This window comes from Dyadobacter sp. BHUBP1 (genome assembly GCF_050587785.1).
Taxonomy (GTDB): Bacteria; Bacteroidota; Bacteroidia; order Cytophagales; family Spirosomataceae; genus Dyadobacter.
Window position 1 is genome coordinate 22,658 of sequence record NZ_JBOBIH010000008.1, and the last position, 24,986, is coordinate 47,643.

Annotated in this window: 22 protein-coding genes; 19 read left to right on the forward strand and 3 right to left on the reverse strand. The window is 48.8% G+C overall.

From position 1 onward, the window contains the following. The first annotated feature begins 27 nt into the window (after positions 1-27). From ACQ4MZ_RS25250 to ACQ4MZ_RS25290, 9 genes are all read left to right on the forward strand, one after another. Positions 28-1,041, forward strand: coding sequence for an N-acetylneuraminate synthase family protein (locus ACQ4MZ_RS25250; RefSeq protein WP_430849811.1), 1,014 nt, complete (start codon positions 28-30; stop codon positions 1,039-1,041). Beyond that, positions 1,034-2,179, forward strand: coding sequence for a UDP-N-acetylglucosamine 2-epimerase (gene neuC / locus ACQ4MZ_RS25255; protein ID WP_430849813.1), 1,146 nt, complete (start codon positions 1,034-1,036; stop codon positions 2,177-2,179). Before ACQ4MZ_RS25250 ends, neuC begins: the two co-directional genes overlap by 8 nt. Continuing rightward, on the forward strand, positions 2,179-2,907 hold the full coding sequence (locus ACQ4MZ_RS25260; protein WP_430849815.1) for a cytidylyltransferase domain-containing protein: 729 nt from the start codon (positions 2,179-2,181) through the stop codon (positions 2,905-2,907). Before neuC ends, ACQ4MZ_RS25260 begins: the two co-directional genes overlap by 1 nt. Further along, on the forward strand, positions 2,871-4,232 hold the full coding sequence (locus tag ACQ4MZ_RS25265; RefSeq protein WP_430849817.1) for a hypothetical protein: 1,362 nt from the start codon (positions 2,871-2,873) through the stop codon (positions 4,230-4,232). The genes ACQ4MZ_RS25260 and ACQ4MZ_RS25265 overlap by 37 nt, the downstream gene beginning before the upstream one ends. Then, positions 4,220-5,611, forward strand: coding sequence for an O-antigen ligase family protein (locus ACQ4MZ_RS25270; protein WP_430849819.1), 1,392 nt, complete (start codon positions 4,220-4,222; stop codon positions 5,609-5,611). Before ACQ4MZ_RS25265 ends, ACQ4MZ_RS25270 begins: the two co-directional genes overlap by 13 nt. Further along, entirely contained in the window at positions 5,604-6,575 is a 972-nt protein-coding gene (locus ACQ4MZ_RS25275) for a hypothetical protein (protein WP_430849821.1), read from the forward strand. The genes ACQ4MZ_RS25270 and ACQ4MZ_RS25275 overlap by 8 nt, the downstream gene beginning before the upstream one ends. A 325-nt stretch (positions 6,576-6,900) precedes the next feature. Then, the gene (locus ACQ4MZ_RS25280) at positions 6,901-7,650 is read left to right on the forward strand and encodes a TerC family protein (RefSeq protein WP_430849823.1); all 750 of its coding nucleotides are present in this window, start codon (positions 6,901-6,903) and stop codon (positions 7,648-7,650) included. Between the two features lie 14 nt (positions 7,651-7,664). After that, positions 7,665-9,704, forward strand: coding sequence for a DNA primase (gene dnaG / locus ACQ4MZ_RS25285; RefSeq protein ID WP_430849825.1), 2,040 nt, complete (start codon positions 7,665-7,667; stop codon positions 9,702-9,704). 21 nt (positions 9,705-9,725) lie between these two features. Further along, complete coding sequence (locus ACQ4MZ_RS25290) at positions 9,726-10,265, forward strand: DUF4136 domain-containing protein (protein WP_430849827.1); 540 nt, start codon at positions 9,726-9,728, stop codon at positions 10,263-10,265. Between the two features lie 69 nt (positions 10,266-10,334). Here the strand turns inward: ACQ4MZ_RS25290 and ACQ4MZ_RS25295 are convergent, their stop codons facing one another. Then, positions 10,335-10,637, reverse strand: coding sequence for a YtxH domain-containing protein (locus ACQ4MZ_RS25295; protein WP_430849829.1), 303 nt, complete (start codon positions 10,635-10,637; stop codon positions 10,335-10,337). Positions 10,638-10,692: 55 nt separating this feature from the next. On the opposite strand from ACQ4MZ_RS25295, the gene ACQ4MZ_RS25300 reads away from it, so the two are divergent. Then, positions 10,693-11,844: a WD40/YVTN/BNR-like repeat-containing protein gene (locus ACQ4MZ_RS25300; protein WP_430849831.1), complete on the forward strand. Its 1,152-nt coding sequence runs from the start codon at positions 10,693-10,695 to the stop codon at positions 11,842-11,844. A 63-nt stretch (positions 11,845-11,907) separates the two neighbouring features. Here ACQ4MZ_RS25300 and ACQ4MZ_RS25305 read toward each other — a convergent pair whose 3' ends face one another. Further along, positions 11,908-12,915, reverse strand: a complete 1,008-nt coding sequence (locus ACQ4MZ_RS25305) for a YpdA family putative bacillithiol disulfide reductase (RefSeq protein ID WP_430849833.1) — start codon at positions 12,913-12,915, stop codon at positions 11,908-11,910. Positions 12,916-13,041: 126 nt separating this feature from the next. On the opposite strand from ACQ4MZ_RS25305, the gene ACQ4MZ_RS25310 reads away from it, so the two are divergent. The 9 genes from ACQ4MZ_RS25310 to ACQ4MZ_RS25350 all read left to right on the forward strand — a co-directional run bounded on the left by ACQ4MZ_RS25310 (position 13,042) and on the right by ACQ4MZ_RS25350 (position 24,494). Then, a complete protein-coding gene (locus ACQ4MZ_RS25310) occupies positions 13,042-14,046 on the forward strand; it encodes an aminodeoxychorismate synthase component I (RefSeq protein WP_430849835.1) in 1,005 nt (334 codons plus the stop codon). Continuing rightward, on the forward strand, positions 14,033-14,626 hold the full coding sequence (locus ACQ4MZ_RS25315; protein ID WP_430849837.1) for an aminotransferase class IV family protein: 594 nt from the start codon (positions 14,033-14,035) through the stop codon (positions 14,624-14,626). The genes ACQ4MZ_RS25310 and ACQ4MZ_RS25315 overlap by 14 nt, the downstream gene beginning before the upstream one ends. A gap of 42 nt (positions 14,627-14,668) precedes the next feature. Beyond that, positions 14,669-17,164: a replication restart helicase PriA gene (gene priA / locus ACQ4MZ_RS25320; RefSeq protein ID WP_430849839.1), complete on the forward strand. Its 2,496-nt coding sequence runs from the start codon at positions 14,669-14,671 to the stop codon at positions 17,162-17,164. A gap of 27 nt (positions 17,165-17,191) precedes the next feature. Then, positions 17,192-18,631: a pyruvate kinase gene (pyk, locus tag ACQ4MZ_RS25325; RefSeq protein ID WP_430849841.1), complete on the forward strand. Its 1,440-nt coding sequence runs from the start codon at positions 17,192-17,194 to the stop codon at positions 18,629-18,631. A 154-nt stretch (positions 18,632-18,785) separates the two neighbouring features. Next, positions 18,786-19,409 carry a Uma2 family endonuclease gene (locus ACQ4MZ_RS25330; RefSeq protein WP_430849843.1) on the forward strand — a complete coding sequence of 208 codons (624 nt, stop codon included), beginning with the start codon at positions 18,786-18,788 and terminating at the stop codon, positions 19,407-19,409. 163 nt (positions 19,410-19,572) lie between these two features. After that, complete coding sequence (locus tag ACQ4MZ_RS25335; RefSeq protein ID WP_430849845.1) at positions 19,573-19,947, forward strand: BlaI/MecI/CopY family transcriptional regulator; 375 nt, start codon at positions 19,573-19,575, stop codon at positions 19,945-19,947. Between the two features lie 14 nt (positions 19,948-19,961). Next, entirely contained in the window at positions 19,962-21,560 is a 1,599-nt protein-coding gene (locus ACQ4MZ_RS25340) for a TonB family protein (RefSeq protein WP_430849847.1), read from the forward strand. Positions 21,561-21,580: 20 nt separating this feature from the next. Continuing rightward, the gene (locus ACQ4MZ_RS25345) at positions 21,581-23,401 is read left to right on the forward strand and encodes a TonB family protein (protein WP_430849849.1); all 1,821 of its coding nucleotides are present in this window, start codon (positions 21,581-21,583) and stop codon (positions 23,399-23,401) included. Between the two features lie 64 nt (positions 23,402-23,465). Beyond that, on the forward strand, positions 23,466-24,494 hold the full coding sequence (locus ACQ4MZ_RS25350; protein WP_430849851.1) for a Gfo/Idh/MocA family protein: 1,029 nt from the start codon (positions 23,466-23,468) through the stop codon (positions 24,492-24,494). 80 nt (positions 24,495-24,574) lie between these two features. Here ACQ4MZ_RS25350 and ACQ4MZ_RS25355 read toward each other — a convergent pair whose 3' ends face one another. After that, positions 24,575-24,967: an ExbD/TolR family protein gene (locus ACQ4MZ_RS25355; RefSeq protein ID WP_106595503.1), complete on the reverse strand. Its 393-nt coding sequence runs from the start codon at positions 24,965-24,967 to the stop codon at positions 24,575-24,577. Between the last annotated feature and the right edge of the window lie 19 nt (positions 24,968-24,986).

The window sequence follows — 24,986 nt, forward strand, 5'->3', positions numbered from 1 at the left end:
TATCCATTTAATCAACTAAACACACCTATGAAACAACACATTTATGTTATCGGCGAAGTTGGCCAGGCGCACGAAGGCAGCATCGGTCTCGCACATGCGTACGTTGACGCGCTCGCTCACGCAGGAGCCAATGCCGCTAAGTTCCAGGTCCACATTGCCGACGCGGAGAGCAGTATTTACGAAGATTTCCGGGTCAAAATGCCCTACCAAAACGGCTCGCGTTTTGACTACTGGAAAAGCATGGAATTCAGCCCGGATGAATGGGACGGACTCAAAAAACACTGCGAAAAAGCAGGGCTGGATTTTCTCGCAAGTCCGTTCTCGCTGGCCGCAGTACAATTACTCAACGAAATCGGAGTGTTCGGTTTTAAAATCGGCTCCGGGGAAGTGGATAATCTACCCATGCTCGATAAGGTAGCAGGCACCGGAAAGCCCGTCATATTATCGTCGGGGCTTAGCTCATGGAAAGAGCTGGACCAGGCCGTTGATTTTCTGCAATCGCGTGGAACGCCGGTTTCCATCCTTCAATGCACAACGGCTTATCCCACCAAGCCACATCAATGGGGGCTAAACGTCATGTTTGAAATGAGCCAGCGCTACCAGGTTGCGGTGGGCTTCTCCGACCACTCAGGCGATATTTTCGCATGCCTCGCCGCGGCTGCTCTCGGCGCGCGCCTGCTCGAATTCCACGTTACGTTCGATAAGCGAATGAGCAATCCCGATGCCTCTTCGTCACTGACTTTGCGACAAGCAGCCACCCTGATCGCGGGCGTCCGTAAAATCGAAACTGCCTTGAACTTTCCCGTAAATAAGGATGCAAATGCGGCTTTTTCAAGGATGAAAAGCATGTTTGGCAAGTCACTGGCCGTTAACCGAGATTTGCGGAAGGGCGAGCAAATTCAATGCTCGGATCTCGAAACTAAAAAGCCGGCTGGCTTCGGAATGCCGGCAGCAAGGTACCAGGAGGTTTTGGGTAAAACACTCGTGAAGGATATCGCGAAATGGGAGTTCCTCACCGAAAACCATCTTTACCATGCGTAAAATCTGCGTTGTACTCACCGCCCGGGCCAGTTACAGCCGGGTCAAAACCGTGCTGACGGCCATCCACGCCCATCCCAGCCTCTTGTTACAGATTGTCGTAACCGGCAGCGCTTTAATAGATAGGTTTGGAAACATTCTTCCGCAACTGGAAGCGGAGAACCTACCGGTTTCAGCCATTATTCCAAACCTGCTGGATGTCGAAAACGACACTGCTTCCGCCAAAACAACCGGACTGGCTGTCGTGGAACTGGCTACGTTTTTTGTCAATCATCGTCCGGATGTGGTTGTTACCGTCGCCGACCGGTTCGAAACCATCGCAACGGCTATTGCGGCTGTCAATATGAACATCCCGCTCGCTCACATTCAGGGCGGCGAAATTACCGGCAACATCGACGATCGGATCAGAAACAGCATTTCCCAACTGGCCGACCTGCATTTTACAGCGACCGAAAGTGCGCGGGCACGTCTCATTCACATGGGGCTTTCACCAAACAAGGTTTACCACACCGGCTGCCCATCAATTGACCTGGTATATCAACATAAAAGTCTTGATTTCAACCTGTATGAAACCTATGGAGGCGTTGGATCAAAACCGGATTTGAATGCCCCGTATCTGATGGTCCTGCAACATCCCGTAACTACAGAAGCAGCACATTCCAAATGGCAGATCGACAATACCCTACGCGCTATGGCAGCTCTGAATATGCCCGTCCTTTGGTTCTGGCCCAATGCCGACTCTGGAACCGCTGGTACCGCCCGGGGCATACGGGCATTTCGAGAGCAGTATCCCGGTCTTCCCTTTCATTTTTTCAAAAACATGGAATCTGCTCACTTCATGCAATTGCTCAGAAAATGTGCATGCTTTGTTGGTAATTCCAGTGTCGGGATACGAGAATGCAGCGCATTGGGTGTGCCGGCGGTGAACATCGGAAGCAGGCAAAACGGCCGCGAACGCGGCCCGAATGTTACGGATTGCATACCGGAAACCGAGATTATTATATCCGCCGTCCGGCGCCAGCTTGCGCATGGGCCTTTCGCGCCTGTAACGCTATATGGGAAAGGCAACGCCGGAGAGCAGATTGCCCGGCAGCTCGCGACGATTCCATTTATCCTCAAAAAACACCTTCTCACTACCTAATGACGGCATTTCAAAAAGTCCTGGGCCTCATTCCGGCGAGAATGGGGTCCAAAGGCGTTCCCGGCAAGAATATGAAGTTGCTTGACGGAATCCCGCTGATCCAGTACACTTTTGAAGCAGCGGAGCGGTCGCAATTGCTGGATACGATCCTGGTTTCAACAGATTGCCCGGAAACCGCATTCTTTGCCAATTGTTTTGCCAAAATAACCGCGCCGTTTTTACGACCGGCGAACCTGGCGACGGACTACTCGCCTATGATCGATGTGATTACCCATGCGCTGAATTATGCAGAAGAGCATGGAGATTGCTTTGAATACATCGTATTACTCCAACCCACCTGCCCGTTCCGCGCACCAGGCATTATCGACGACACTGTCCGCTACATCGTCCGGCAAAATGCGGACAGCCTCGTCACCTTGCGAAAAATCCCCGATGCCTTCAACCCATGCTGGGCGTATGCTTTCGGGGAAAACGGGCTTGAAAGAGTATCCGAACATCCAACATTTACCCGACGGCAGGATCTCCCCGCGACCTATCACCGCGACGGTGAGATCTACATTACGCGCACGTCACTCATTCGCGAGGGGCTGATTACCGGTGGTAAAACAGCGACCTGGTTGAATAATCATGCATTTGGGATCAATATCGACACGCCAGTCGACTGGACACTGGCAGAAAACCTTGTTCAACAATGGAAAGAGCTAACCAAAAACATATTCTCGTACTAATAACCAACCCTTTTGCGATCATCAATGTAATTCATTCCGGGCTGCTGGCCGCGCTTGAAGAGCATTACAGGATTTCCATTATGTCGGATTTACTGACAACTGCCGATATCGAGCGGTTCAATAGGCATTTCCGGTTAAATATGAACCTGCTGCCGTTGCCGGTCCCGACGGTTTCAAAGCCTCTAAAATGGCTTAGGAGCATCCAGATGCTGCTTTTTGGCCATTATTTTAATCTGGAAACCATCCGTATCAAACTCATGGAACGGAGTCTGATCGCTCATCGGCTTTTCTGCATTTCCCAAAGGAGCCTTACACTCACATTTCTGAGCGGCTCGCTATTGAGCTTTATCAGGAACTGGCTCATTCGTCGCACCACGTTGCCGCGTGTTGGTACCTTGGTTGCCGAATATCATTTCCAGGCAGTGATATCGACTTCCCCACTCGATCTGCGCGAGAATACTGTGACCAATTCGCTCCAAGCGCATGGAATCCCCTGCATATCGATCATCATCAGTTGGGATAACCTGACTTCCAAAGGCGTCATCAATGCTAAATCTGACATGGTACTGGTTTGGAACAAACAGATCGCTTTCGAATATGACCGGTTCTACACCACTTTAGGAGATCGTACGCTGATACGCATTGCCGGCGTCCCGAGATTTGACACCTACTTTCGGGAAGTATCGTATCGAAGTCAGCGCTCCGTCGATATATCAGCGATCGGGCTGCCGACACGAGTCATCCTTTTCGCGACAGGCGCTACCAAACACCATTCCTGTCAAAACTACATTATCCACGACCTTCTCGACTACGCGGAAAAGCACGCCGACATTGTGATTCTGGTAAGATGCCATCCGGGTGACGATCCGAGGCGGTACGATCACTTCCGCGATATTGAAAACGTTCGCTTTTTCCAACCATTTGGTCATCATAAAAATCAGATACCGCCCACCGATTTCCTTGAAATACTGTACTCGCAATTGGCAAGCTGCGCGGTATGCGTGCAGGTCGCATCCACTATGTTGCTGGACGCCCTGGCCTGTAACAAACCCAGCATCAGCATCGCCTATGATGCACATACAGGCGTGCATTATGCGAGATCGGTGAAACGGTTTTACGATTATTCCCATCAACAGCTGCTTCCTGATCATCTGAAAGCGCAAACCGTTTACCATCGTCGGGAGCTGTTTGAGAAACTGGATGAAATATCACTGGGCCACAATGTTCGCGGCAACCTCAGAAATGTGGTAAAACCAGCGATTCACCAAGCTACACCCGATGCTGTGCAAATAACCACCCAATGCATCCGGGAATGGTTAGGATGATCATCGCGGCGGGGACCATAGGCTTGCTATCCATCGGCATTGGATGGATTATCCTATTGCTGGTCGATTCATTGCGCATTTTCGGTGGAAGTACATTTCAAACTGTATTCGTCTTCGGTTTCTATACTTATTGCATTGCCGTACTGATCGTCCCATCGGTACACAAACTTTTTTATGTGCTAAGCATCCCGGTTCTGAGCCAGTTTTTACACCTGTTTCAGAAATATGACTTCCCTGCCGGAGCCAATTCACTATGGCGGCTGCTTCCTTTTCTAGTAGCTGACCTCTACATCTTATCCGTCCTGATCCGGTTTAAAGCGAACCTTACGAGGGTCGAAAAGAGCCTGACAGCATCGTGGGTGGCATTTAATTTCCTGTCTGTCGCTATTTCTCCGAACCTCGCAGGAATCATCACCGGCGCTTTTACTTTGCTCCTCGTCACCATTCCCTTGTATTTCCTGTATCTCAGCATTATTTCGCGGCATCCGGCGTTTCCGGTCAATCTGGAACGATCGCTTTGTCTCACCTTCATCGTGCTGGCTATCGGGACATTGGGCCTCGTGTATTTCGGTGCACAATACAAAGGCGCGAGCAACCTTTTGGTAACCCGTAACATTTCAGATACCAACGTAACAATGGCCTATTTCATACTTCTTTGGCCATTTGCGATAGGTTACGCTATGCGCTCGGCACATTCCTGGCTCGCAGCACCACTATTGATTCTTCTTTTTCTGCTGGTGGTTATATTGTCCTTTTCACGCGGCGCGGTCTTTATTGTGCTGCCTTATCTCCTCGCTTCAATTTGGGCTGTGAGTGATTGGAAGCACAAGCTTCGGTTTGTGACGCTAGTTGTTGTAATCAGCGCAGGTTTCAATAATCTGATTCATCTTATTAATTCGGATCTGGCGTATTCATGGCAATTGCGTTTTGCGGACTTTCGAACTGTTGGGCCCGATTTGCAAAAGATTCAGGAGGTTAGCGGAAGAGCCGAGATCCGACGGCTGGCATACGACCTGTTTCTAGAAAGTCCGCTTTTTGGGCATGGGACAGGGAGTTTCGAGCTGCTCGGCCCAGGCTACCGCGAAGCGCATTCAATGTTTTTCACGATTCTGGCGGAGCAAGGGCTAATCGGGATATTGTATCTGTATGGGCTGTTCTCGGCATTGGGCTATTATCTGGTCAAAGCGACAGCGGGCCCATACCGGATACTACCTATGGCCTTGAGCGTCTACCTGGGGTTTGTCCATTCGGTTGGATATGTCTTTGTAATCATACCCGCCAAAAGCCTCACAATCAATTGCATTGCACCTATACTGCTTGTCTGCATTTATTATTATTCCAAAAGCATCAAAAACGAATCTGTTCCTACCGATGGCTAAACTGTTGATTATCGGAAAAACACCACCGCCGATCGGAGGCGTGAGTATACACGTGCAGCGACTTATACGGCGTCTGCGGCAAATGGGATTCAACTTCGAATTTTGCGACTACGGAAGGACCTCGGCACTGAAAATTCTCTTCAAAATAGCCACACATAGGACTATTCACATCCATTTTTCGAACCCCGCGGCGCAAGCGGTGTTGGCCGTTTTGTGCCGGCTCACAGGCAAAAAACTGATCATCACCTATCACGGATGCTGGGACAGATACCGGGCTCCCGGAAACTGGGCAGTCAAATTATCAGTACGCCTCGCGCATGTGCCGATTGTACAGGAGCGCATGAGCCTGCTTCACGCGTTACGCTACAACCCTCGCACACGCGAGATTTCAACTTACATCGCTGACCACGAAATACAACCGCTACCCGGCCCCTTGCAAGCAATACTAACATCCCGTCGCAAGTATTACCGCGCGACATTCTGCACGAATGCCTGGAATGTGACATTTGATAAAAACGACCGGGAGATCTACGGCATTTCCGAAATGGTCAAACGCTTCACGCGTTGCCCAGCGTATCAACTTCTCGTATCCGATCCATCCGGCCGATACCGATCGTATATCGAACAATGCGCTACACACATTCCAAGCAATGTGTTTTTTATCAACCACTTACACGATTTCAAAAGTATTTTGCTGCTCTCCGAGGCATTTATCCGAAATACTACTACCGACGGCGTATCCTTGTCGGTTCACGAGGCCCGCGAACTGGGAATACCCGTCCTGGCATCGGCGGCAGTACAGAGGCCACCATTTTGCAGTGTTTTCAATAACTTTTCGAGAACCGATTTGGAAGCAAAACTGGAAGAAGCAAAACGGCTGATTGCCGTACCCTGCGAATCACCCGACGTAGTAGCCACGCTTGTTGAGTTGTATCGCGAAATTGAGGGAAGTGATACTAATTAACTGATAAACAGCCTATAAAAAACAAAGGCATAGAAAAATTTCCATGCCCTGTTTCACACTATACACACACTATATTTTTAATATCTATATATCGCTCAGATAAATTTCAAATTGAATTTCATTACCGCAAAATAACAAACTAAAGTAATCAGAAAAAAACTTTAGAATGCGAATTTCTAAATTCTCCTCAGAAAATAATGGACATTTCCTTAAAAATTTTCTCACTGAATGCCTTGTACCTCAAAATTACGGAAAATTGGCGTAATTATTGCTCAAACTACTCTGCCTGATTACTTTCGTACAATTAACACTCACCGACTCATTCATGGAATCACTTTTTACCACCGACGCACTCATCAGTTTACTAACCTTGACGTTGCTGGAAGTCGTCCTTGGGATAGACAACGTAATTTTCATCACAATCGTTTCGGGTAAACTGCCTGTCAATCAAAGAAAAAAAGCACAAAACAATGGTTTGCTCATCGCACTGGTGCTGCGGATCGCGCTTTTATTTGCCATTTCGTGGGTCATCGGGCTCAAAGAGGACGTTCTAACCCTGTTTGGCCATGGTTTTAGCGGACGTGACCTGATCCTGCTCGGCGGCGGGCTTTTCCTGCTTTACAGCACCACCAAGGAAATTCACCACAAACTCGAAGGTGAGCCGGAAGACCTGCCATCGGGCGATATTTCGGATAAAAAATCGATGTCGTTTGGCAGCGCCCTCGTTCAGATCGCATTGCTGAACATTATCTTCTCGTTCGACTCCGTGTTGACGGCCGTCGGTCTGGTGAAAGAGGTTCCGATTATGATCATTGCCGTGATTGCATCCACGTTCATTATGATTGCTTTTGCAGCCAAAATCGGAGATTTTGTAAATAATCACCCTTCCATTAAAATTTTAGCGCTGTCATTTTTGTTGATGATTGGCACGCTGCTCGTGGCAGAAGCATTTCATTACGAAATTCCGAAAGGCTACGCCTATTTCGCGATGGCATTCTCGTTCTTCGTAGAATTGCTCAATATGAGGCTGGATAAGAAGAAAAATCCGGTGAAGCTGCGCGATCGCGTGAACTGACCATTTATAAAATTATGCGCATTAACCCCGAAACGGTAGAGAGGATCAAGCACGCCGCGGATATTGTGGAAGTGGTAGGGGATTTTGTGTCCTTAAAAAAAAAGGGCGCCAACTATTCGGCTTGCTGCCCGTTTCACAATGAGAAAACGCCATCCTTTAACGTCAACCCTGTAAGGCAGATCTATAAGTGTTTTGGCTGTGGGGCTGCTGGCGATTCCATTAAATTCGTGATGGACATCGACGGTATCGGCTATGGCGAAGCATTGCGATACCTGGCCGGTAAGTACAATATCGAAATTGAAGAAGAGGAACTGACCGACGAAGAAACTATCCGGCAGAATGTGCGGGAGAGTTTGTACATCATCCTCAATTATGCCAAAAACTATTACCAGCACCAGCTCCACAACAGCGAGGAAGGCCAGGCGATCGGCCTGAGCTATTTCCGGGAGCGCGGTTTTACGAATGAAATCCGTAAGAAATTCGAGCTGGGTTACAGTCTTGATAACTGGGATTCTTTCTCCAAAGAAGCATTAGAAAAGGGTTACTCGGCCGAAATTCTTGAAAAAGCGGGCCTCTTAATCCATAAGGAAGGCAGCCAAACGGCCGGTTACGACCGCTTCCGCGGCAGGGTTATTTTCCCGATCCATAACATCGCGGGTAAGACGATCGCATTCGGCGCAAGGATATTAAAGACTGATAAAAATCAGCCGAAATACCTCAACTCGCCCGAAACGGAAGTTTACCACAAAAGCGAAGTCCTTTACGGCATTTACCAGGCTAAGAACGCCATCCGCAGCCTGGAACATTGTTATCTGGTCGAGGGATACACGGATGTTATCTCCCTGCACCAGGCGGGGATCGAGAACGTCGTCGCTTCATCCGGAACTTCGCTCACTGTCGAGCAAATCCGGCTGATCGGTCGTTTTACGCCCAACATCACCATTTTGTATGATGGCGATATGGCGGGTATCAAAGCGGCTCTGCGTGGTCTGGACCTGGTTTTGGAGGAAGGTTTGAATGTAAATGTCGTCCTTTTTCCTGACAATGAGGATCCCGACAGCTACGTCCGCAGAGTTGGCGCCGAGGCATTCAAAGCGCATTTGAAAAAAGCCTCGAAGGACTTCATCACTTTTAAAACGGAAATTCTGTTGCAGGACGCAGGCAACGATCCTTTCCGGCTGGCAGCGGTGATCCAGGAAGTCGTCAACAGCATCGTCAAAATCCCCGATGCGATAAAAAGGCAGGTGTTTTTCCACCGCACATCGGAAATGATGCGGGTGGACGAGCAAATGCTGATCACCGAAGGCAATAAGCTGATGCGGAAGCAGCAGACTGCCAAATCAACCGAACGGCAACCCCGGCAAAGCAATACAGGTTCAGGGCTTGCCAGTCCGGGGTTTGCACCTCCGGAACGGTCTATTCCGGACGGGCCAGACGACCTGGATGCATTGTTCAGTGACGGTTTCGGGCCGTTTACGGGCGAGCCGGATGCCAGTCCGTTTGTACCGGAAGAAACTGTGCCCGAAACATTCCAACGGACGAAGCTGCATTACCAGGAGGAAGCCTTCGTAAAGTTGCTAGTTGTCCACGGTACCCAAGAACTAGAACCGGGCATTACTGTCTGCGGATATGTATTGGATCAGATCAAGGATGTTAACTTCAAGGATCCAATTTATAGCCATATACTTACACTTTTCAGGGAGCACTTTAATAGAAACCAAGTTCTAGCTACTGATTACTTCTTGCAACATCACGAAGTAGAGATCAGAAGTCTCACTATCGACTGGGTGACTCAGAAGCATCATCTTAGCGAGCTATGGAAAGAAAAATATGAGATTTATGTACCTTTTGAGACCGACGTTCTCGATAAAACTGCATTCAACAACATTTTACGGCTAAAAAAGGCCTTTGTTGAAGAAAAAATGAAGACATGTATTCAAAATATGGCGGAGGCGCAAACGAGCGAAGAACAAGATACTATTATGAATGAGTACCGCTTCTACAAAGGCATTAGCATGGCAGCCGCCAGGGAATTGGGAAGCGTAATCGGATAATCAACCTAAATATTCGCTGTCATGAAAAATACCCTGGCCTTCTTGTGCCTTTTTTTGCTGATTACCGCGTGCAGTCCATCCTATAAATTACTGAAAGTAAAAAAAGAAGACTCCTTCAAGCTCTCTGACTTCCCTACTTACGGCTTCTATGATATCGAAGCCAAAGGCGATACGGTTTCCCAAAACTTTGAAAAAAACGTGAACATTATCAAGGAAGCCATTGCCAAAAACCTGCAAGCCCGCGGACTCGACGAGGCCCGTGACCCCAGCCTGAAAATCAATATTGCATTGAATGTGCAAGAGCAATTGCAAACCCGGCAAACAGATTTCCGCACCGACGGCCTGCCGCGCTACATGGGCCAACGACGCTATTCCTGGAAGAGCGAAGAAGTCGTAACCGGCAAATACCGTGAAGGTACCATGGTGATCGACCTGGTGGACGCTGCGAATAACCGGATGGTATGGCAAGGAGGAGCGAGCGGCATTATTCCTGAAAAGACGAAGAGCTTTGCTCAGGATATCAACCAGGTAGTCAGCGAAATAATAGCCAAAATACCTTAATTAAGGGCAATAAAAAGGGTCGCTTCATTATCGGAAACAACCCTTTCAATGTCGTGAATATCGGAGTTACTAAGCATTGTTGTTGACTACACCGCGCGCTTTTTCACTTACGCTGTCGGCCACACCATTTGCTTTTTCTTTCGCGCTGCTTACGTTTTTCAGGAACCCGTCTTTAAGTCTGTCGGCCAGGTGAGACAGTTCTTCAAGGCTTTTCTCATATTTATCCTTCGCGTTTCCGCCCAGGTCATTTGCCTTATTCTTGATCAATTTGCGGGTTTCTTTTCCGTTTTTAGGAGCTACCAAAAGGCCAATCGCGATGCCTGTCAACAGTGCTCCGATCGAGCCAATCAAAAATTTTTGGTTCTTGTTCATACGAATTCCCTATTTTGTGTTGATAAAACATTAGAACTGAAAATAACAAAATACTGTGCCACTTCGCAAGTCAGCGCGCCGATTTTCCACAAACGGCATTTTCACATTCCTGCTTTCGTCCCTATTACTGATTACGGCGGGTGAGAGCACGGCGCAATGGGAGGTCATCGATATCAAAACGAAGATCCATATGCGTGCAGTACACGCGGTATCGCCTACCGTCTGCTGGATTGGCGGCACACGGGGCACTGTTTTGAAGACTACCAACGGCGGGCATACCTGGACAACCTACAAAGTTTCCGGCGCCGACTCGCTCGACTTCCGCGACATCCACGCATTCGATAAGCAGGTCGCGATCGCAATGAGCGCCGGTGAATCGGAAAAAGACAAAGCGAAAATCTACAAAACAGAGGATGGCGGAGAAAGCTGGAAGCTTGTGTACCAAACTACACAGAATGGGGTTTTTCTGGATGGAATCGACTTTTGGGATAAAAATAAAGGCATTTGCCTCGGCGACCCGACTCAGGGCAGACTGTTCATTCTCACAACTGAAGACGGCGGTAACAACTGGCAGGAACTCCCGCTCGACAAACGCCCGGTAGCCGAGGCCGGCGAAGCATGCTTTGCGGCGAGCGGTACATCCATCCTTACCAACGGCAAAGGCGTGGCCTTCATAGGCACCGGCGGCAGCAAAATGGCGCGGGTCTTCAGAACAGAAGATTACGGCCAGAGCTGGCAAGTATCCTCCACGCCACTACCCGCCGGACCGACAAGCGGCATTTTCGGATTGAGATTTTGGTCTAAAAAAAATGGAATAGCCGTAGGCGGAGATTATAAAAAGACCACCGACTCTACGCAAAACGTACTTCTCACGGCGGACGGTGGCGTTACATGGACACTATCAGGCATGACCAAACCCACCGGCCTGAAAGAATCAGTAGCCATTTACCACAAAACCAACGCGACCTGGAACGGCGACACGCAAATCCGCTCGGACAACTATGCACTGGTGGCCTCCGGCCCTTCCGGCAACAGCGTCTCCCTGGACCGAGGGAAAAGCTGGATTTCGCTCGGCACAGAGGGTTTTCATGCACTAAGTTTCGCTGGAAATGTGGGCTACGGAGTTGGAGCCAATGGTTTAATTGGTAAAATCGAGAAGATCTCCTCCAAAAAGAAAAAGAAGAAGCTGGTGCTGGTGGAGCAGTAGCTTCTTCTCTTGCAGTTTAATTCGTGTTCATTCACGGTCGGCCGCAGCCGTGCCTTTGTAGCATCAAATCCGGTCAATCAACTCCTTTACTTTCCGGACTTCGCGGCCAGCCAAATGATCAGCGATAGCTGCCGCATGCTCGCGGCCGTTTTCTATAAATACCTTTTCTGTAAATACTCCTGCGAGTACAGTCCCGCACAAATACAACCCTGCCACATTTGTCTCAAATGTTTCCTTATCGTACTCCGGCACCTTAGTAACCGGATCGAGCGTCACGCCGCAACGCGCGAGTAAATGCTCATCGGGCAGATAACCTACCAATAGAAAAACGAAATCGGCCGGTAGCCATTCCTGTTCGCCCGTTTCGAGATTTTCGATCAAAAGACGTCCCGGCTCGATCGCCCGCGTCACCGAATTGAAACGTGTGTGGATCTTTCCTTCCTTCACCCTGTTCTTCACATCCGGTACCAGCCAGTACTTCACTTTTGTGCGGAAGTCGGCGTCCTTATGCACGATCGTCACTTTCGCGTCATGGCGATACAGCTCCAAAGCAGCCTCCACCGAGGAATTGGACCCACCCACCAGCACGACATTGGTGTAAGAGTATTTAAACGGCTCATCATAATAATGTGAAACATGCGGCAGGTTCTCTCCCGGCACATTCAACATACGCGGCACATCGAAATAGCCCGTCGCCAGGACCACATTTTTGGATTGAAATACCTGACCATCATTCGAATAAGTCAGAAAAGTGCCGTCTGCCTGCTTTTCAGTCCGATCCACATCCACAAAAAGCCTGAAGTTCAAGTGATAATACCCCGCTACCTTCCGATAATACTGTAAAGCCTCATTGCGGTTTGCCTTTACGTCCGAAATCGCAAAAGGAATGCCGCCTATCTCGATATTTTCGGCGGTAGAGAAAAACTTCATCCGTCGCGGATACCGGCGAATGGATTCGGTGAGGTTGCCTTTTTCGAGGATCAGGTAGTCGAGACCGCTTTTGGCCAGCTCTATACCCATTGCGAGGCCACAAGGGCCACCGCCGATAATGATTGCGTCGTAAATGTGCATTGTATGGTCTGTCGGCCTTTTGCTTGCGGCCGCCCTTAGTCTTTTAACCCTCTAATTTAGCTATTGGTTTCTGAACTTTGTAAATTAGCTAACTGTTCAGAAAGTCTGATAATACCACTTTTTAGCTTGGAAAACGCGGCCGGGGACTTTACGGAGAAACTGAATGAATGGGGCAAAAACAAAACCCCGTTCTTTTTTTTGGTGGACTACCAATTCCAAAAACCGCTTGCCTGGAAGCTCGATGACGTCGATCCGAACGAGATCCTCTTCAATTTGAATGGTTTTACCAACGACGTTACCGGGTTCAGCGACGATCTTCCCGAGCATATTCAGTTCGATAAACATCCGCTCGCTTTTAAAGATTACCAGCCCAAATTCGACTGTGTACTGCGTCATTTGAATGCCGGCAACTCGTTCCTCGTCAATCTTTCAGTACCGACGCCAGTTGACACCAACCTCACGCTGGAACAGATATTCCGGCACAGTGAAGCGCCTTACCGGCTCTTGTTCAAAAACCGGTTCGTTTGCTTCTCTCCGGAAATTTTCGTGCGCATCCAGGGCAATCGCATTGCTTCGTTCCCGATGAAAGGCACTATCGACGCCTCGGTACCCCATGCGGAGCAAGTCATACTTTCCGATTACAAGGAAGCTGCCGAGCATGCCACGATCGTGGATTTGATTAGAAACGACTTGAGTATGGTGGCCGAAAAGGTGTGGGTGGAGCGCTATCGCTATATTGATCGCATTCAGGCTTCTGATAAAACCCTTTTGCAGGTTAGTTCTGAAATTGCAGGCATATTACCGGCAGGTTTCGATGCCCAATATGGCGATCTTTTGAAAAAGCTGCTACCTGCCGGCTCCATTACCGGCGCGCCGAAACCGCGTACGCTGGCAATCATTCAGGAGGCCGAAGAATATAACCGTGGTTATTACACCGGCGTAATGGGATATTTTGATGGGGAAAACTTTGAAAGCGCGGTAATGATCCGTTTTATCGAAGAACAGGGACAACAACTGGTTTTCAAAAGCGGCGGCGGAATAACGGCATTGAGCAATGCAAAAAGTGAGTACCAGGAAGTAATTGACAAAGTTTATCTCCCATTTAGCCACACCCCGCATGCTGTGCTTTGAAACCATTTGCGTCGAAAACCGGCAATTGAAAAACCTGTCGTACCACGAAGCACGCCTGAACAAAACCCGCCGGGAATTATGGGGTTACGATGATAACTGGAATTTAGCGGAATTGCTTCATATTCCCGATCTCATCGACGACACAATGCACAAATGCCGCATTGCCTACAATAAAACGGTCGACAATGTTAGGTGGGAACCTTACTCCCGCCGTATAATCCGCAAAATCAGACGGGTTTATCACGATGAAATCGACTACCGGTACAAATACGATGACCGCGATACCCTGAATACGCTCTATGCGCAACGCGGGGACGCAGACGAAATATTAATCATCAGGAAAGGACTGGTAACCGACTCAAACTTTTGCAATGTCGCATTCCTCGACGGCAATCGCTGGCTCACGCCCGCGAGCCCGCTCCTGCCCGGCACCCAACGTGCGTTGCTGCTCGACCAGGGCATTATTGAAACTGCGGACATCCATGAAAGCGACCTCGGATCATTCAGCCAGATACGGCTTTTCAATGCAATGGTCGACTGGGCGCACGCCGCCGCGCTTGATGTTTCGTTGATTGCTTGACCACAAATTCCGAACTTGCGCCCGAATTAAAGCATTGAACCAATGACCTCCCTTTTTGAGGAAGAAATCACCTTATTTGCCGATCTGATCCTTCCGGTACCGATTCCGAACCTGTTTACATACCGGGTCCCGCGGGAAATGGCCTCACTGATCAGGGTCGGGGCGAGAGTAATCGTGCAATTTGGTCAGAAAAGGGTCATTACGGCCGTGGTGGCCCAGCTGCATTCCAATCCTCCTGTGAAATACCAGGCAAAGTATATCCTGGAATTGCTCGATGAACAGCCTATCGTTACCCAGCAACAACTCGAACTTTTCGCCTGGGTGGCTGAATATTACTTGTGCAATATCGGTGAGGTGATGAATGTGGCGTTACCCGCGGGGTTGAAAATTACCAGCCAGTCGAGAATTCAGTTAAATCCTGAATTTGAACACGAAGAGCTCCTGACTGACCAGGAGATTCTTGTTATCGAAGAAATCAAAAAGCACCAGACGCTTTCCTACGAAGAAGTGGAAAGGCTTTTGCAAAAATCCAATATAACCTCGATTATCAAATCGCTGGTCGGGAAACGGGCGGTGATTTTGTATGAAGAAGTAAAAGAGCGCTATAAGCCGAAAGTCGTCAAGAAAATCAGGCTGACGGCTGCCTATACGACCAATGAAGCGCTTTCAAAGCTGGCTGCGGACCTCGACAAAACGCCCAAACAGCAGGAAATCCTATTAAAATACCTCAGTTTCATTCCGGTTTACAACAATCCGGATTTGAATTACAAGGGTTTGGATAAATCGGTGTTCAGCCAGGACGATACCATTTCGGATGCTTCCCTGAATACGCTTATAAAAAAAGGCATTTTCGAACAGTTCGAAATATTCGTTTCGCGTTTCGACGATATTCCTACGGGTAATATGGGCACCATTACGCTCACTGAAACACAGAAAGAAGCTTCACGGCAAATACATGAACTGTTCCTCGAAAAAGAAGTGGTGCTCCTGCATGGCATTACCGGCAGCGGCAAAACCGAAGTTTACATTGAGCTGATCAAACAGGCTCTTGAAAGCGGGTCACAGGTATTGTTCCTGCTTCCTGAAATCGCGTTGACGACGCAGATTGTGGTCCGGCTCCGGAAAGTTTTCGGCGATGTAATGGGGATTTACCATTCCAAATTCTCAGATAATGAGCGGGTAGAAGTTTGGAAAGGCATTCTGGATGGCAAGTTTCAATTTGTAGTCGGCGTGCGCTCTGCCATTTTCCTGCCATTCGATAACCTCGGTTTAATTATCGTGGACGAAGAGCACGAAACTTCTTACAAGCAGCACGATCCCGCACCGCGTTACAATGCGCGCGACGTGGCCGTGATCATGTCGTACATGCACAAGGGTAAAACGCTGCTCGGCTCGGCGACACCTTCACTGGAAAGCTATTTCCACGCACAAAGTGGTCGGTACGGGCTGGTAGAAATGAAACAACGGTTCGGGAATGCCGCACTACCGCGCTTTGAACTAATCGATACCAAAAAGGAAAAGCGCCAGAAGCAGATGAAGAACGAGTTTTCTTCCGTGTTGCTCAGCCATTTGGAATACAATCTTAAAAATAAGGAGCAGACCATTCTCTTCCAGAACCGCCGCGGTTACTCGCCCTATTTGCAATGCGAGGAATGCAACTGGATTTCGGAATGCGCCAACTGCGACGTGAGCCTCACCTACCACATGAAGGCGCGCGAGCTGCGCTGCCATTATTGCGGTCATAAGGAGGAAGTGCCGCGGACTTGCCCGCATTGCGGCTCGCCCAAAGTCAAAACGATGGGATATGGAACAGAAAAAATCGAAGAGGAAATCAATGTGATGTACCCGGAGGCCCGCGTGCAGCGCATGGACCTCGATACAACGCGTGCAAAAAACGCCTATCAGCAAATCATCTCGGATTTTGAAGAGGGAGGCATTGACATATTGGTAGGAACGCAGATGGTCAGTAAAGGCCTCGACTTCGACAATGTGAGCGTGGTGGGCATTTTTGATGCCGACCGTATTATCCACTTCCCCGAGTTCCGCGCTTCGGAACGGGCATTCCAGATGCTTACGCAGGTGAGCGGGCGCGCAGGGAGGCGCGCGGACAAGCCCGGGAAGGTTTTGATACAAACGGCTAACCCGTCGCAGCCGTTGCTCGAAAAGATCATCAATAATGACTACCAGGGAATGTATGAGACCGAAATTGCGGAGCGCGAGCGGTTCAGTTATCCGCCATTTACACGGCTCATTAAGGTTACTGTAAAGCATATCGACGAGGGTACCGCCGCGAGGGCCGCGAAAGCGCTGGCCGAAAAATTGACCGCGCATTTGGGGGCCAGCCGGGTTCTGGGGCCGCAGCCGCCGCTGGTCGAAAGAGTAAGAAATCAGTTTTTGTTCGATATTCTCATCAAACTTGAACGAGAAAAGATTAATTTTAAGGCGGCAAAGTCATTTATACAGGAAAAAGTAATTGACACTCTGACTGACAAGACGCTAAAAAGCATCCAGGTCGTGATCGACGTGGATTGTTTATAAAAACATCATTTACTGCACATTAACTTTATGTCTTCCAAAAAAACCAGAATTGTTGCAACCGTAGGCCCTGCCTCGGAATCGAAAGAAACATTATATGCATTGGCCAAAGCAGGAGTGAACGTATTCCGGCTCAACTTCTCCCACGGCACCCACGCCGACCACCTGCAAAGACTTACCAACATCCGCGAGATCAACGAAGAGCACGGCCTGAACCTCGCTATTCTGCAAGACTTGCAAGGGCCTAAAATCCGTATTGGTCTGGTGGCTGAAAAGGACGGTGTTCTGATCGAACCTGGCAAAAAACTCATCCTTTCCAACACTGAAGTACTCGGTACCGCCGAGAAAGTGAGCACGCCTTACGACGGAATGTACAATGATGTGAAGATCGGTGACCGCGTGTTGATGGATGATGGTAAACTGGAAGTACTGGTAACAGGTATTGAAGGTACGGATGTGATTACCGAGGTTATTTATGGAGGCTACCTGAAATCAAAAAAAGGCGTTAACCTGCCTAATACAAAGGTTTCGATGCCTTCGGTAACGCCAAAAGACTACGAGGACCTGGACTTCGGGCTGGAAAACAATGTAGAATGGATCGCATTGTCGTTCGTACGCACGGCTGAGGAAATCGCAAAAGTGAAAGAATACATCGCCAACAAAGGCAAACAAGCCCGCGTTGTAGCGAAAATCGAGAAACCTGAGGCTATTCTGAATATCGACGAGATCATCGAAGCAACGGACGCTATCATGGTAGCACGCGGTGACCTCGGGGTTGAACTTCCTGCCGAAGAGGTTCCGATGATCCAGAAAATGATCGTTGAGAAATGTAACCGTGCCGGCAAGCCTGTAATCGTGGCTACGCAGATGCTGGAATCCATGATCGAGAGCCCGCGCGCAACCCGCGCCGAGCTGAACGACGTGGCGAACTCAGTACTCGACGGTGCGGACGCCGTAATGCTTTCAGCTGAAACTGCTTCCGGTAAGTACCCGATTCTGGCCGTAGAAAGCATGAGCCGCACCATTGAAAAAGTAGAAGCCAGCACGAATAGCATCTATTTCAGACATCACGCAGCCGTTAACGACGCACCTGGTGCATATAAACTGAATGACAACGTGGTAATGAGCGCATGCCGTCTCGCACGTGACACACAAGCTGCGGCGATCATCGGCATTACCCGTTCGGGCTACACTTCTTTCCGTCTGTCGCACCACCGCCCAAAAGCCAACTTACTGATCTTCACATCCAACAGAATGCTGATGAACCAGCTGGCATTGTACTGGGGTACGAAGGTCTTCTATTACGACCGCGACCAGGGCGTTTCAACCGACGACCTCATCGAGGACATCAAAACTTTTCTCGTTGAAAAAGGCGAATTGCAGAAAGGCGACGTGTTCATCAACACATTGAGCATGCCGGTTTCAAGACAGCGTAAGACGAATACGGTGAAGTTGAGCGTGGTGGAGTAAACATTGCGGACATTCATATCGCAAGGGCGACGGGATTTGATTCCGTCGCCCTTTGTTTTTCCCGATGGCTCATCGAGCCTGTTATGTTGTACATCGTTTTGAATATCAGCAGAAATTTTTTGTATATTGGGTTATGAGCTAAACGATTCAACCTATGATAGCTTCACCAAAACCTGGCTGCGACATTCCTGAAAGTGCATTGGAAAAAAGCATTCCGACATCGCTCATCCGTGAGATTATCGATGGGAAGCCTTATTACTATAAAGGCTACCAGGAAGTGCTTGCGGGCAATGTCAATGAAGAGGGTGTCATGGGTTGCAGTAGTTTACAGTCATTCATCGTCAGTTATCTGGTACGTGTTCTTCTTCGTTCGATTGACGAAAGCAGATATCTCGTAGCTACAAATGAACCCGGTCTCCACGTCGATAAAAGAAACAATCTGGCTTCTGACATTCTGGTTTTTGACTATAATGTATTGACAATCGATCAGATCAATCTGAATTACGCACGAGTTCCTCCCGTAATATCCGTCGAAGTGGACACGCGGACTGAGTTGGAAGACGTCACCGAGAGCAAGTATGTGGCATTGAAAACGATGAAGCTCCTCGAATTCGGTGTAGAGAAAGTTATTTGGTTTTTTACTGAAACAAAACAAATCATGATCGCCACGCCCGGTAACTGGACAACGTTCGGCTGGGATCATGAGGTTGTGTTAATGCCCGGCGCGCTATGTAATGTGGGCCAGTTTCTTCGCAGTAAAGGTTCAAGATTCGCCTAGCAACCTCCTTTTCCAGCACTGATAATCAAGCATGAACCGTCACATTTCCAGTGTCGGTTTTTTATTTTTTCATTATAACTAATAAAATAGTTTTAAAACTAATTAAATAGTCATATATTTGAATTACCCATTACTTATAACCCATTTTAAAGAAAGAAACATTATGGAAATGCGTAACCTGACGAGGGCAGAGGAAGAGGTCATGAGAATTCTCTGGCAACTGAAAAAGGCTTTTGTGAAAGACATTCTGGCGGAAATGCCCGAGCCCAAACCAGCCTACAACACCGTATCTACTATCATCCGTATTCTCGAAAAGAAAGAGGTGGTAGGCTACAACGCGTACGGGAAAACACACGAATACTACCCGCTCATTTCGGAAGAAGAATATAAGCGGCACGAAATGAAGCAGTTGATGGTCAACTACTTCGACAATTCGCTACCCAACCTGGTTTCCTTTTTTGTGAAGGATAACGATCTGAATACCAAAGATCTGGATGAGATCATGAAGCTGATCAACCAACACAAAAACGACCAGTAAACCGTCTGTTAGCCATGGAAAATTTCATATACATCGGCAAGGTTAGCCTTTATTGGGTGTTGCTATATTTCTGTTACTGGTCGATGCTTCGCAAGCATACATTCTTCCAATGGAACCGCTGGTACCTGCTGGGCTCGCTGCTTATCGCTTTCGCGTTGCCGGAGATCATTTATCCGGCCTCGGCGCCCGAACTGCCTGTGATATACGAAGTGAATGCTTCGGCATTCTCGGTGATCAGTAAGGCACGCGAAGAGCCGGAAGCGTGGACGTGGATGCAAGTCCTGACGGTGATCTACATCGCGGGGTTGACTATCACCGCTACGCAACTGGCCAGGAACATCGTCCAGCTGGAGCAATACCTACGTTCGGGCGAGCGCATTAAGTTGGAAGATTGCACGGTGATCCTGATCGACTCCAACCAGGTAGGCTCCTTTTCATTCCTGAAATGGATCGTCATCAACCGCAACGACTATGAAAACCATTTCGATGCCATTTTGCGGCATGAAATGGTGCATACCGAACAGCGGCATAGCCTCGATATTCTTTTGATTGAAATCATAAGGACCGTTTTCTGGTTCAACCCGGTGCTGCTGTTGTACAAGCGGTCACTGCAAGAAATTCACGAGTACCTGGCCGATGCGCAAGCCCCGAACCGTGATTATTACGCTCAGTTCCTCGTCGCGTATGCGCTTAATGCGCCTGTTGCCTCGCTGACCAATCACTTTTTCAAACCATCTCAATTAAAAAACCGTATTCAGATGATCTATAAGAACCGCACATCCAAATGGATGCTGGGCACCTACGTGGTTGCCGCAACGATGATCGGAACCAGCGCATTGCTTGTGGCCGGCTGCGAGAGTCAGGTTTCAAAGGAAAATGAGGCAATAAAATCGGGGGAACGTTTGGAAGCCAGCCCCGTTTTGGAGGCCGTCGAAGTTGCACCGGAGTACCCGGGTGGAAATGCTGAAATGTTCAAGTTTTTGGCCCGGAATATCAAGTATCCCACGCGAGCTTCCAAAGCTGATGTAGGAGGCAAGGTATTCGTCAGCTTCGTGGTAACTTCTACCGGTGATATTGAAGATGTAAAAATTCTGAAAGGCATCGGCTATGGCTGCGATGAAGAAGCGGCCCGCGTCGTTTCTAAATTTCCCAAATGGACACCTGGCAAACAAGACGGGAAAGCAGTCAGTACGAAATTCACAGTGCCTATCAACTTCATGCTAGCGGAAATAGGCGACGATACGACTGTCGGCGCCGACAAAGCGAAAGAGACAACAGTTGTCGGATTCAAACCTGCCGCACAACCAGTTATTCAAAAACCGAAAGAGGGAACCATACTGCAAGGTGAAACTTTCGAAGCACAACCCGAAATGCGCACAGGCGATAAATTTGAGTCAAAAATACAGATCCGTGGGCGGGAGGAATCAACTCGCGCCGGCAGCCAGCCTTTGTACATACTGAACGGTGAAGCATTGGAAGATGGCAGCCTGATCAAAACAATGGATCCCAATACCATCGAAAGTATCAACGTACTCAAAGCCCCTGAATCGACGAAAATTTATGGCTCTCGTGGTGCGAACGGTGTCGTTTCGATCATCACCAAAAGCAAATAACAAGCGTAACGCTGCCCTGCATGGAAACACTCCTCTATCTGGCAAAAGTCAATGCATACTGGCTGCTATTTTATGCCTGCTATTGGCTTTTACTTCGAAAACATACCTTTTTTTACTGGAACCGCTTCTATCTGCTGGGCACGTTACTGATCGCATTTGCATTGCCTGCCATCCATTTTGCGGAGCCGGTCACGACAATCCACGTCCCGGAGACCGTCTACCAGAAGGCAACGATCTCCGTTGCCGTAATCGCCGATCAAACACCTGAAAAACGGATTGACCTATGGCGCTGGATTTTCGGGCTGTATGCAACCGGCGTATTGATCCTGGCCTGTAAATTCATTTCGAATCTTTTCAGGCTTTTCAAAATGGCCAGTCGGAACGAAAGGATCGAAATGGGCAACTATTCATTGGTGATGTTGCCCGAAAACACCGGTAGTCGGAACGGGAGCTCATTTTCATTCTTTCGCTGGCTCTTTTTAAGTCCTCATGACTACCGCCATAATTCCGACACGATCATCCGGCACGAGTATGAGCATATCCGGCAATGGCACACCGCAGATATCCTTTTGATCGAACTGCTGAAAATAGGTTTCTGGATTAACCCCGTTGTCTGGCTCTACAAGCGCTCTATGGAAACCGTCCACGAATACCTGGCCGACGAGTCGGTGCCAAACCGGAACGGTTACGCCTCATTCCTGGTCGCCTACGCGATGCGCAGCCCTGACATTACGATTGCCAACCATTTTTTCAATGCATCATTGCTAAAACGCCGGATTCAGATGATTTACAAACAACGCAGTTCGAGATGGCTACTGGCCAAATACTTGATGATCCTGCCGGCAGCCGCATGTTCGGTTAGCATCTCAGCCTCCCGGTCGCCGCTGCAGGCTATCGATCGGCTTAAAACGGAGGCTGAAAAGACGATACGTGTAAGAGGACTCATCGTGGACGAAACCGACGGACCGGTCGAAGATGCAACCATCATCATAGCCGGAACCACCCGTGGCACAACTACTGATCACAATGGCCGGTTTGAGCTGCAAAATGTACCCGCCAATTCCAGGCTCGTTATCACACACGTTGCATATGAAACACAGGAATTTAAGTTGACGGATAATAATCAGGAGCTCGGAGTGATCGTCAAAAAGGCTGTAAATCAAATTACCGGCCCGGTAGTTGTCGGTCAACCGATCACCGACGGCGATACGGCTGCTACTTCTTCGCCGGTCAGCGATAATATGAAAATAGCTGAGCAACGGCCCTCATTTCCTGGCGGTAACGAGGCATTGATGCGATACCTTCTTCAAAACCTGCAATATCCGGAAGCTGCTCGCAAAACGAACGTGGAAGCGATCGCACTGGTGTCTTTTACTGTGGATAAAAATGGCGATATCCGCAATGCGAAAAGTCTGAAAAACATTGGTTACGGCATCGATAAGGAAGCATTGCGCGTCGTAAATGAAATGCCGAAATGGAGTCCCGCAGTACAGAACGGCAAGCCGGTTGAAATGGAATATACTTTGGAAGTCAATTTTAAGCTGGACAAAGAGGATCAGGACAAACGGCAGGGGTTTCTGAATTTTGGCTCTAAAAACCTCCTTGCTACTCCCACAATGGAAGAAATCGGTTCTTTTCTCCATGGAACGCTCAACTTGTCTAAATCCGGAAGAGTTCCGGATATTGCCTATGGCTGGTCATGGAATCTTCTTCCGAGAACACCTTCGATGAACGCTACCGACGACGAACAGGCCGGCAAATACCGACATCTCAATTACAGCGACCCAGACCTGAAAATCAAGAAGGCTGTTTGGAAGTATCAAAAACCAATTGAACCCTGACTTACCTGTTTTCTTGTCCTAAATCCGGATATTTGGAAGAATAATTAACTTATTCTTCCGATTCATGTCAATCCTGAAAGCCGCTATCATCGGCGGCGGGCACATTGCCGACCAAAACCACCTTCCGGCATTAGCCCTATTGCCCGATCGCGTCAAGGTCGTATCGATATGCAGCCGTGACATCCATAAAGCCCAGACCCTGGCCGACAAGCACGGTGTGCCGTTTGCGTACGACAACCCCGACGAAATGTACCGCAGTGAAGGCAAGCCGGATATTGTGATCAATTGCACGGCCAATAACCTGCATTACCCGTTTACCATGCAGGCGCTTGAAAATGGCTGTCATGTATTTTGTGAAAAGCCGCCGGCCATGCATGCCCGCGAGGCGCGCGAAATGGCCGATCTGGCTCAAAAGAAGGGATTAACCCTGGCCTACAACTTCCAGCGCCGTCATGCGCCGGAATATTCGACGCTGAGAAATTATCATGCACTCGGCAACCTGGGTGATATTTACCACATCAAGGCCAGCTATCTGCGTCGCCGTGGCATTCCGGGCTGGGGTAATTTCACCAACAAAACGATCCAGGGGGGCGGCGCATTGATCGACCTAGGCGTCCATATTCTCGATTTAGCCCTTGGCCTGACAGGCTACCAGCTTCCCACGCGCATTGTAGCCAATACGTACGATTTCATCGGTAAAACCGGTGGAAAAGGCCTGAAAGGCGCCTGGAACCCTGCTACATTCGAAGTGGAGGATGCCTGCTTTGCACATCTGTCATTTCCCGGCAATGTCAGCATTGCGCTATCTACCTCATTTGCTCTGAATATGGAGCAGGAGGAGACGATCAATCTGGAAGTTTTCGGGACAAAAGGCGGTGCCAAATTATTTCCGCTGTCGGTATACACCGAAATCGCCGGCGAGCTGGCCGATATCCGCTTCCCACATTTGGGTGCTATCGACACTCAATTGCGGAACACCCTCGCATTCATGGATCTCTGCGACGGCAAACCTGCCAACATTTGCGACGGAGCGCAAGGAGCTATCCTGCAATCCATCGTGGAGCAAATCTATCAAAGCGCTGCTAACCATTAGAAATAGCAAAAGGGTTTGAAGATCAAAACCTTCAAACCCTTTCCATTCTCCTCTCTCCCTCCTCCTTTCTCCCTAAAAATCTATTTAGCCGTAGCCATTACCATCTTGATATCGTTCTTGGCCCCGATTTCGAGCACGTCCACGAGATCCTGCACGGCGAGGTTCTTATCTACCCGCAGCACCACCGTTCGTTCTTCCACACCGGCAAAAATACTTTGCAATTGCGTTTCCAGATTATCAAAAGGAACAGGCTCTTTATCAATAAAATAGGCCTTATGCTCATCGACCGAGAGCGTAATCTGTTTTTTGTACATCTGTTGCGTCGCCGATGCTTTGGGCAGCATCAGTTTGATTACGTTCGGATTGGACATCGTGGAGATGATCAAAAAGAACAGCAACAGGAAGAACATGATATCGTTGAGCGAGTGCGTGAACACCTCCGGGGCAAACCGGCTCTTCCGACGTATTTTCATATCTATAATGAGGTTTAAA

What these genes read in the sequence shown, in the direction of transcription:
- neuC (WP_430849813.1), top strand. Translation starts at nt 1,034, where the DNA reads ATGCGTAAAATCTGCGTTGTACTCACCGCCCGGGCCAGTTACAGCCGG.
- ACQ4MZ_RS25260 (WP_430849815.1), top strand. Translation starts at nt 2,179, where the DNA reads ATGACGGCATTTCAAAAAGTCCTGGGCCTCATTCCGGCGAGAATGGGG.
- ACQ4MZ_RS25315 (WP_430849837.1), top strand. Translation starts at nt 14,033, where the DNA reads ATGCTGTGCTTTGAAACCATTTGCGTCGAAAACCGGCAATTGAAAAAC.
- ACQ4MZ_RS25335 (WP_430849845.1), top strand. Translation starts at nt 19,573, where the DNA reads ATGGAAATGCGTAACCTGACGAGGGCAGAGGAAGAGGTCATGAGAATT.
- ACQ4MZ_RS25305 (WP_430849833.1), bottom strand. Translation starts at nt 12,915, where the DNA reads ATGCACATTTACGACGCAATCATTATCGGCGGTGGCCCTTGTGGCCTC.
- ACQ4MZ_RS25265 (WP_430849817.1), top strand. Translation starts at nt 2,871, where the DNA reads ATGGAAAGAGCTAACCAAAAACATATTCTCGTACTAATAACCAACCCT.
- ACQ4MZ_RS25350 (WP_430849851.1), top strand. Translation starts at nt 23,466, where the DNA reads ATGTCAATCCTGAAAGCCGCTATCATCGGCGGCGGGCACATTGCCGAC.
- ACQ4MZ_RS25295 (WP_430849829.1), bottom strand. Translation starts at nt 10,637, where the DNA reads ATGAACAAGAACCAAAAATTTTTGATTGGCTCGATCGGAGCACTGTTG.
- ACQ4MZ_RS25270 (WP_430849819.1), top strand. Translation starts at nt 4,220, where the DNA reads ATGGTTAGGATGATCATCGCGGCGGGGACCATAGGCTTGCTATCCATC.
- ACQ4MZ_RS25290 (WP_430849827.1), top strand. Translation starts at nt 9,726, where the DNA reads ATGAAAAATACCCTGGCCTTCTTGTGCCTTTTTTTGCTGATTACCGCG.
- ACQ4MZ_RS25275 (WP_430849821.1), top strand. Translation starts at nt 5,604, where the DNA reads ATGGCTAAACTGTTGATTATCGGAAAAACACCACCGCCGATCGGAGGC.
- ACQ4MZ_RS25250 (WP_430849811.1), top strand. Translation starts at nt 28, where the DNA reads ATGAAACAACACATTTATGTTATCGGCGAAGTTGGCCAGGCGCACGAA.
- dnaG (WP_430849825.1), top strand. Translation starts at nt 7,665, where the DNA reads ATGCGCATTAACCCCGAAACGGTAGAGAGGATCAAGCACGCCGCGGAT.
- ACQ4MZ_RS25330 (WP_430849843.1), top strand. Translation starts at nt 18,786, where the DNA reads ATGATAGCTTCACCAAAACCTGGCTGCGACATTCCTGAAAGTGCATTG.
- priA (WP_430849839.1), top strand. Translation starts at nt 14,669, where the DNA reads ATGACCTCCCTTTTTGAGGAAGAAATCACCTTATTTGCCGATCTGATC.
- ACQ4MZ_RS25355 (WP_106595503.1), bottom strand. Translation starts at nt 24,967, where the DNA reads ATGAAAATACGTCGGAAGAGCCGGTTTGCCCCGGAGGTGTTCACGCAC.
- ACQ4MZ_RS25340 (WP_430849847.1), top strand. Translation starts at nt 19,962, where the DNA reads ATGGAAAATTTCATATACATCGGCAAGGTTAGCCTTTATTGGGTGTTG.
- pyk (WP_430849841.1), top strand. Translation starts at nt 17,192, where the DNA reads ATGTCTTCCAAAAAAACCAGAATTGTTGCAACCGTAGGCCCTGCCTCG.
- ACQ4MZ_RS25280 (WP_430849823.1), top strand. Translation starts at nt 6,901, where the DNA reads ATGGAATCACTTTTTACCACCGACGCACTCATCAGTTTACTAACCTTG.
- ACQ4MZ_RS25345 (WP_430849849.1), top strand. Translation starts at nt 21,581, where the DNA reads ATGGAAACACTCCTCTATCTGGCAAAAGTCAATGCATACTGGCTGCTA.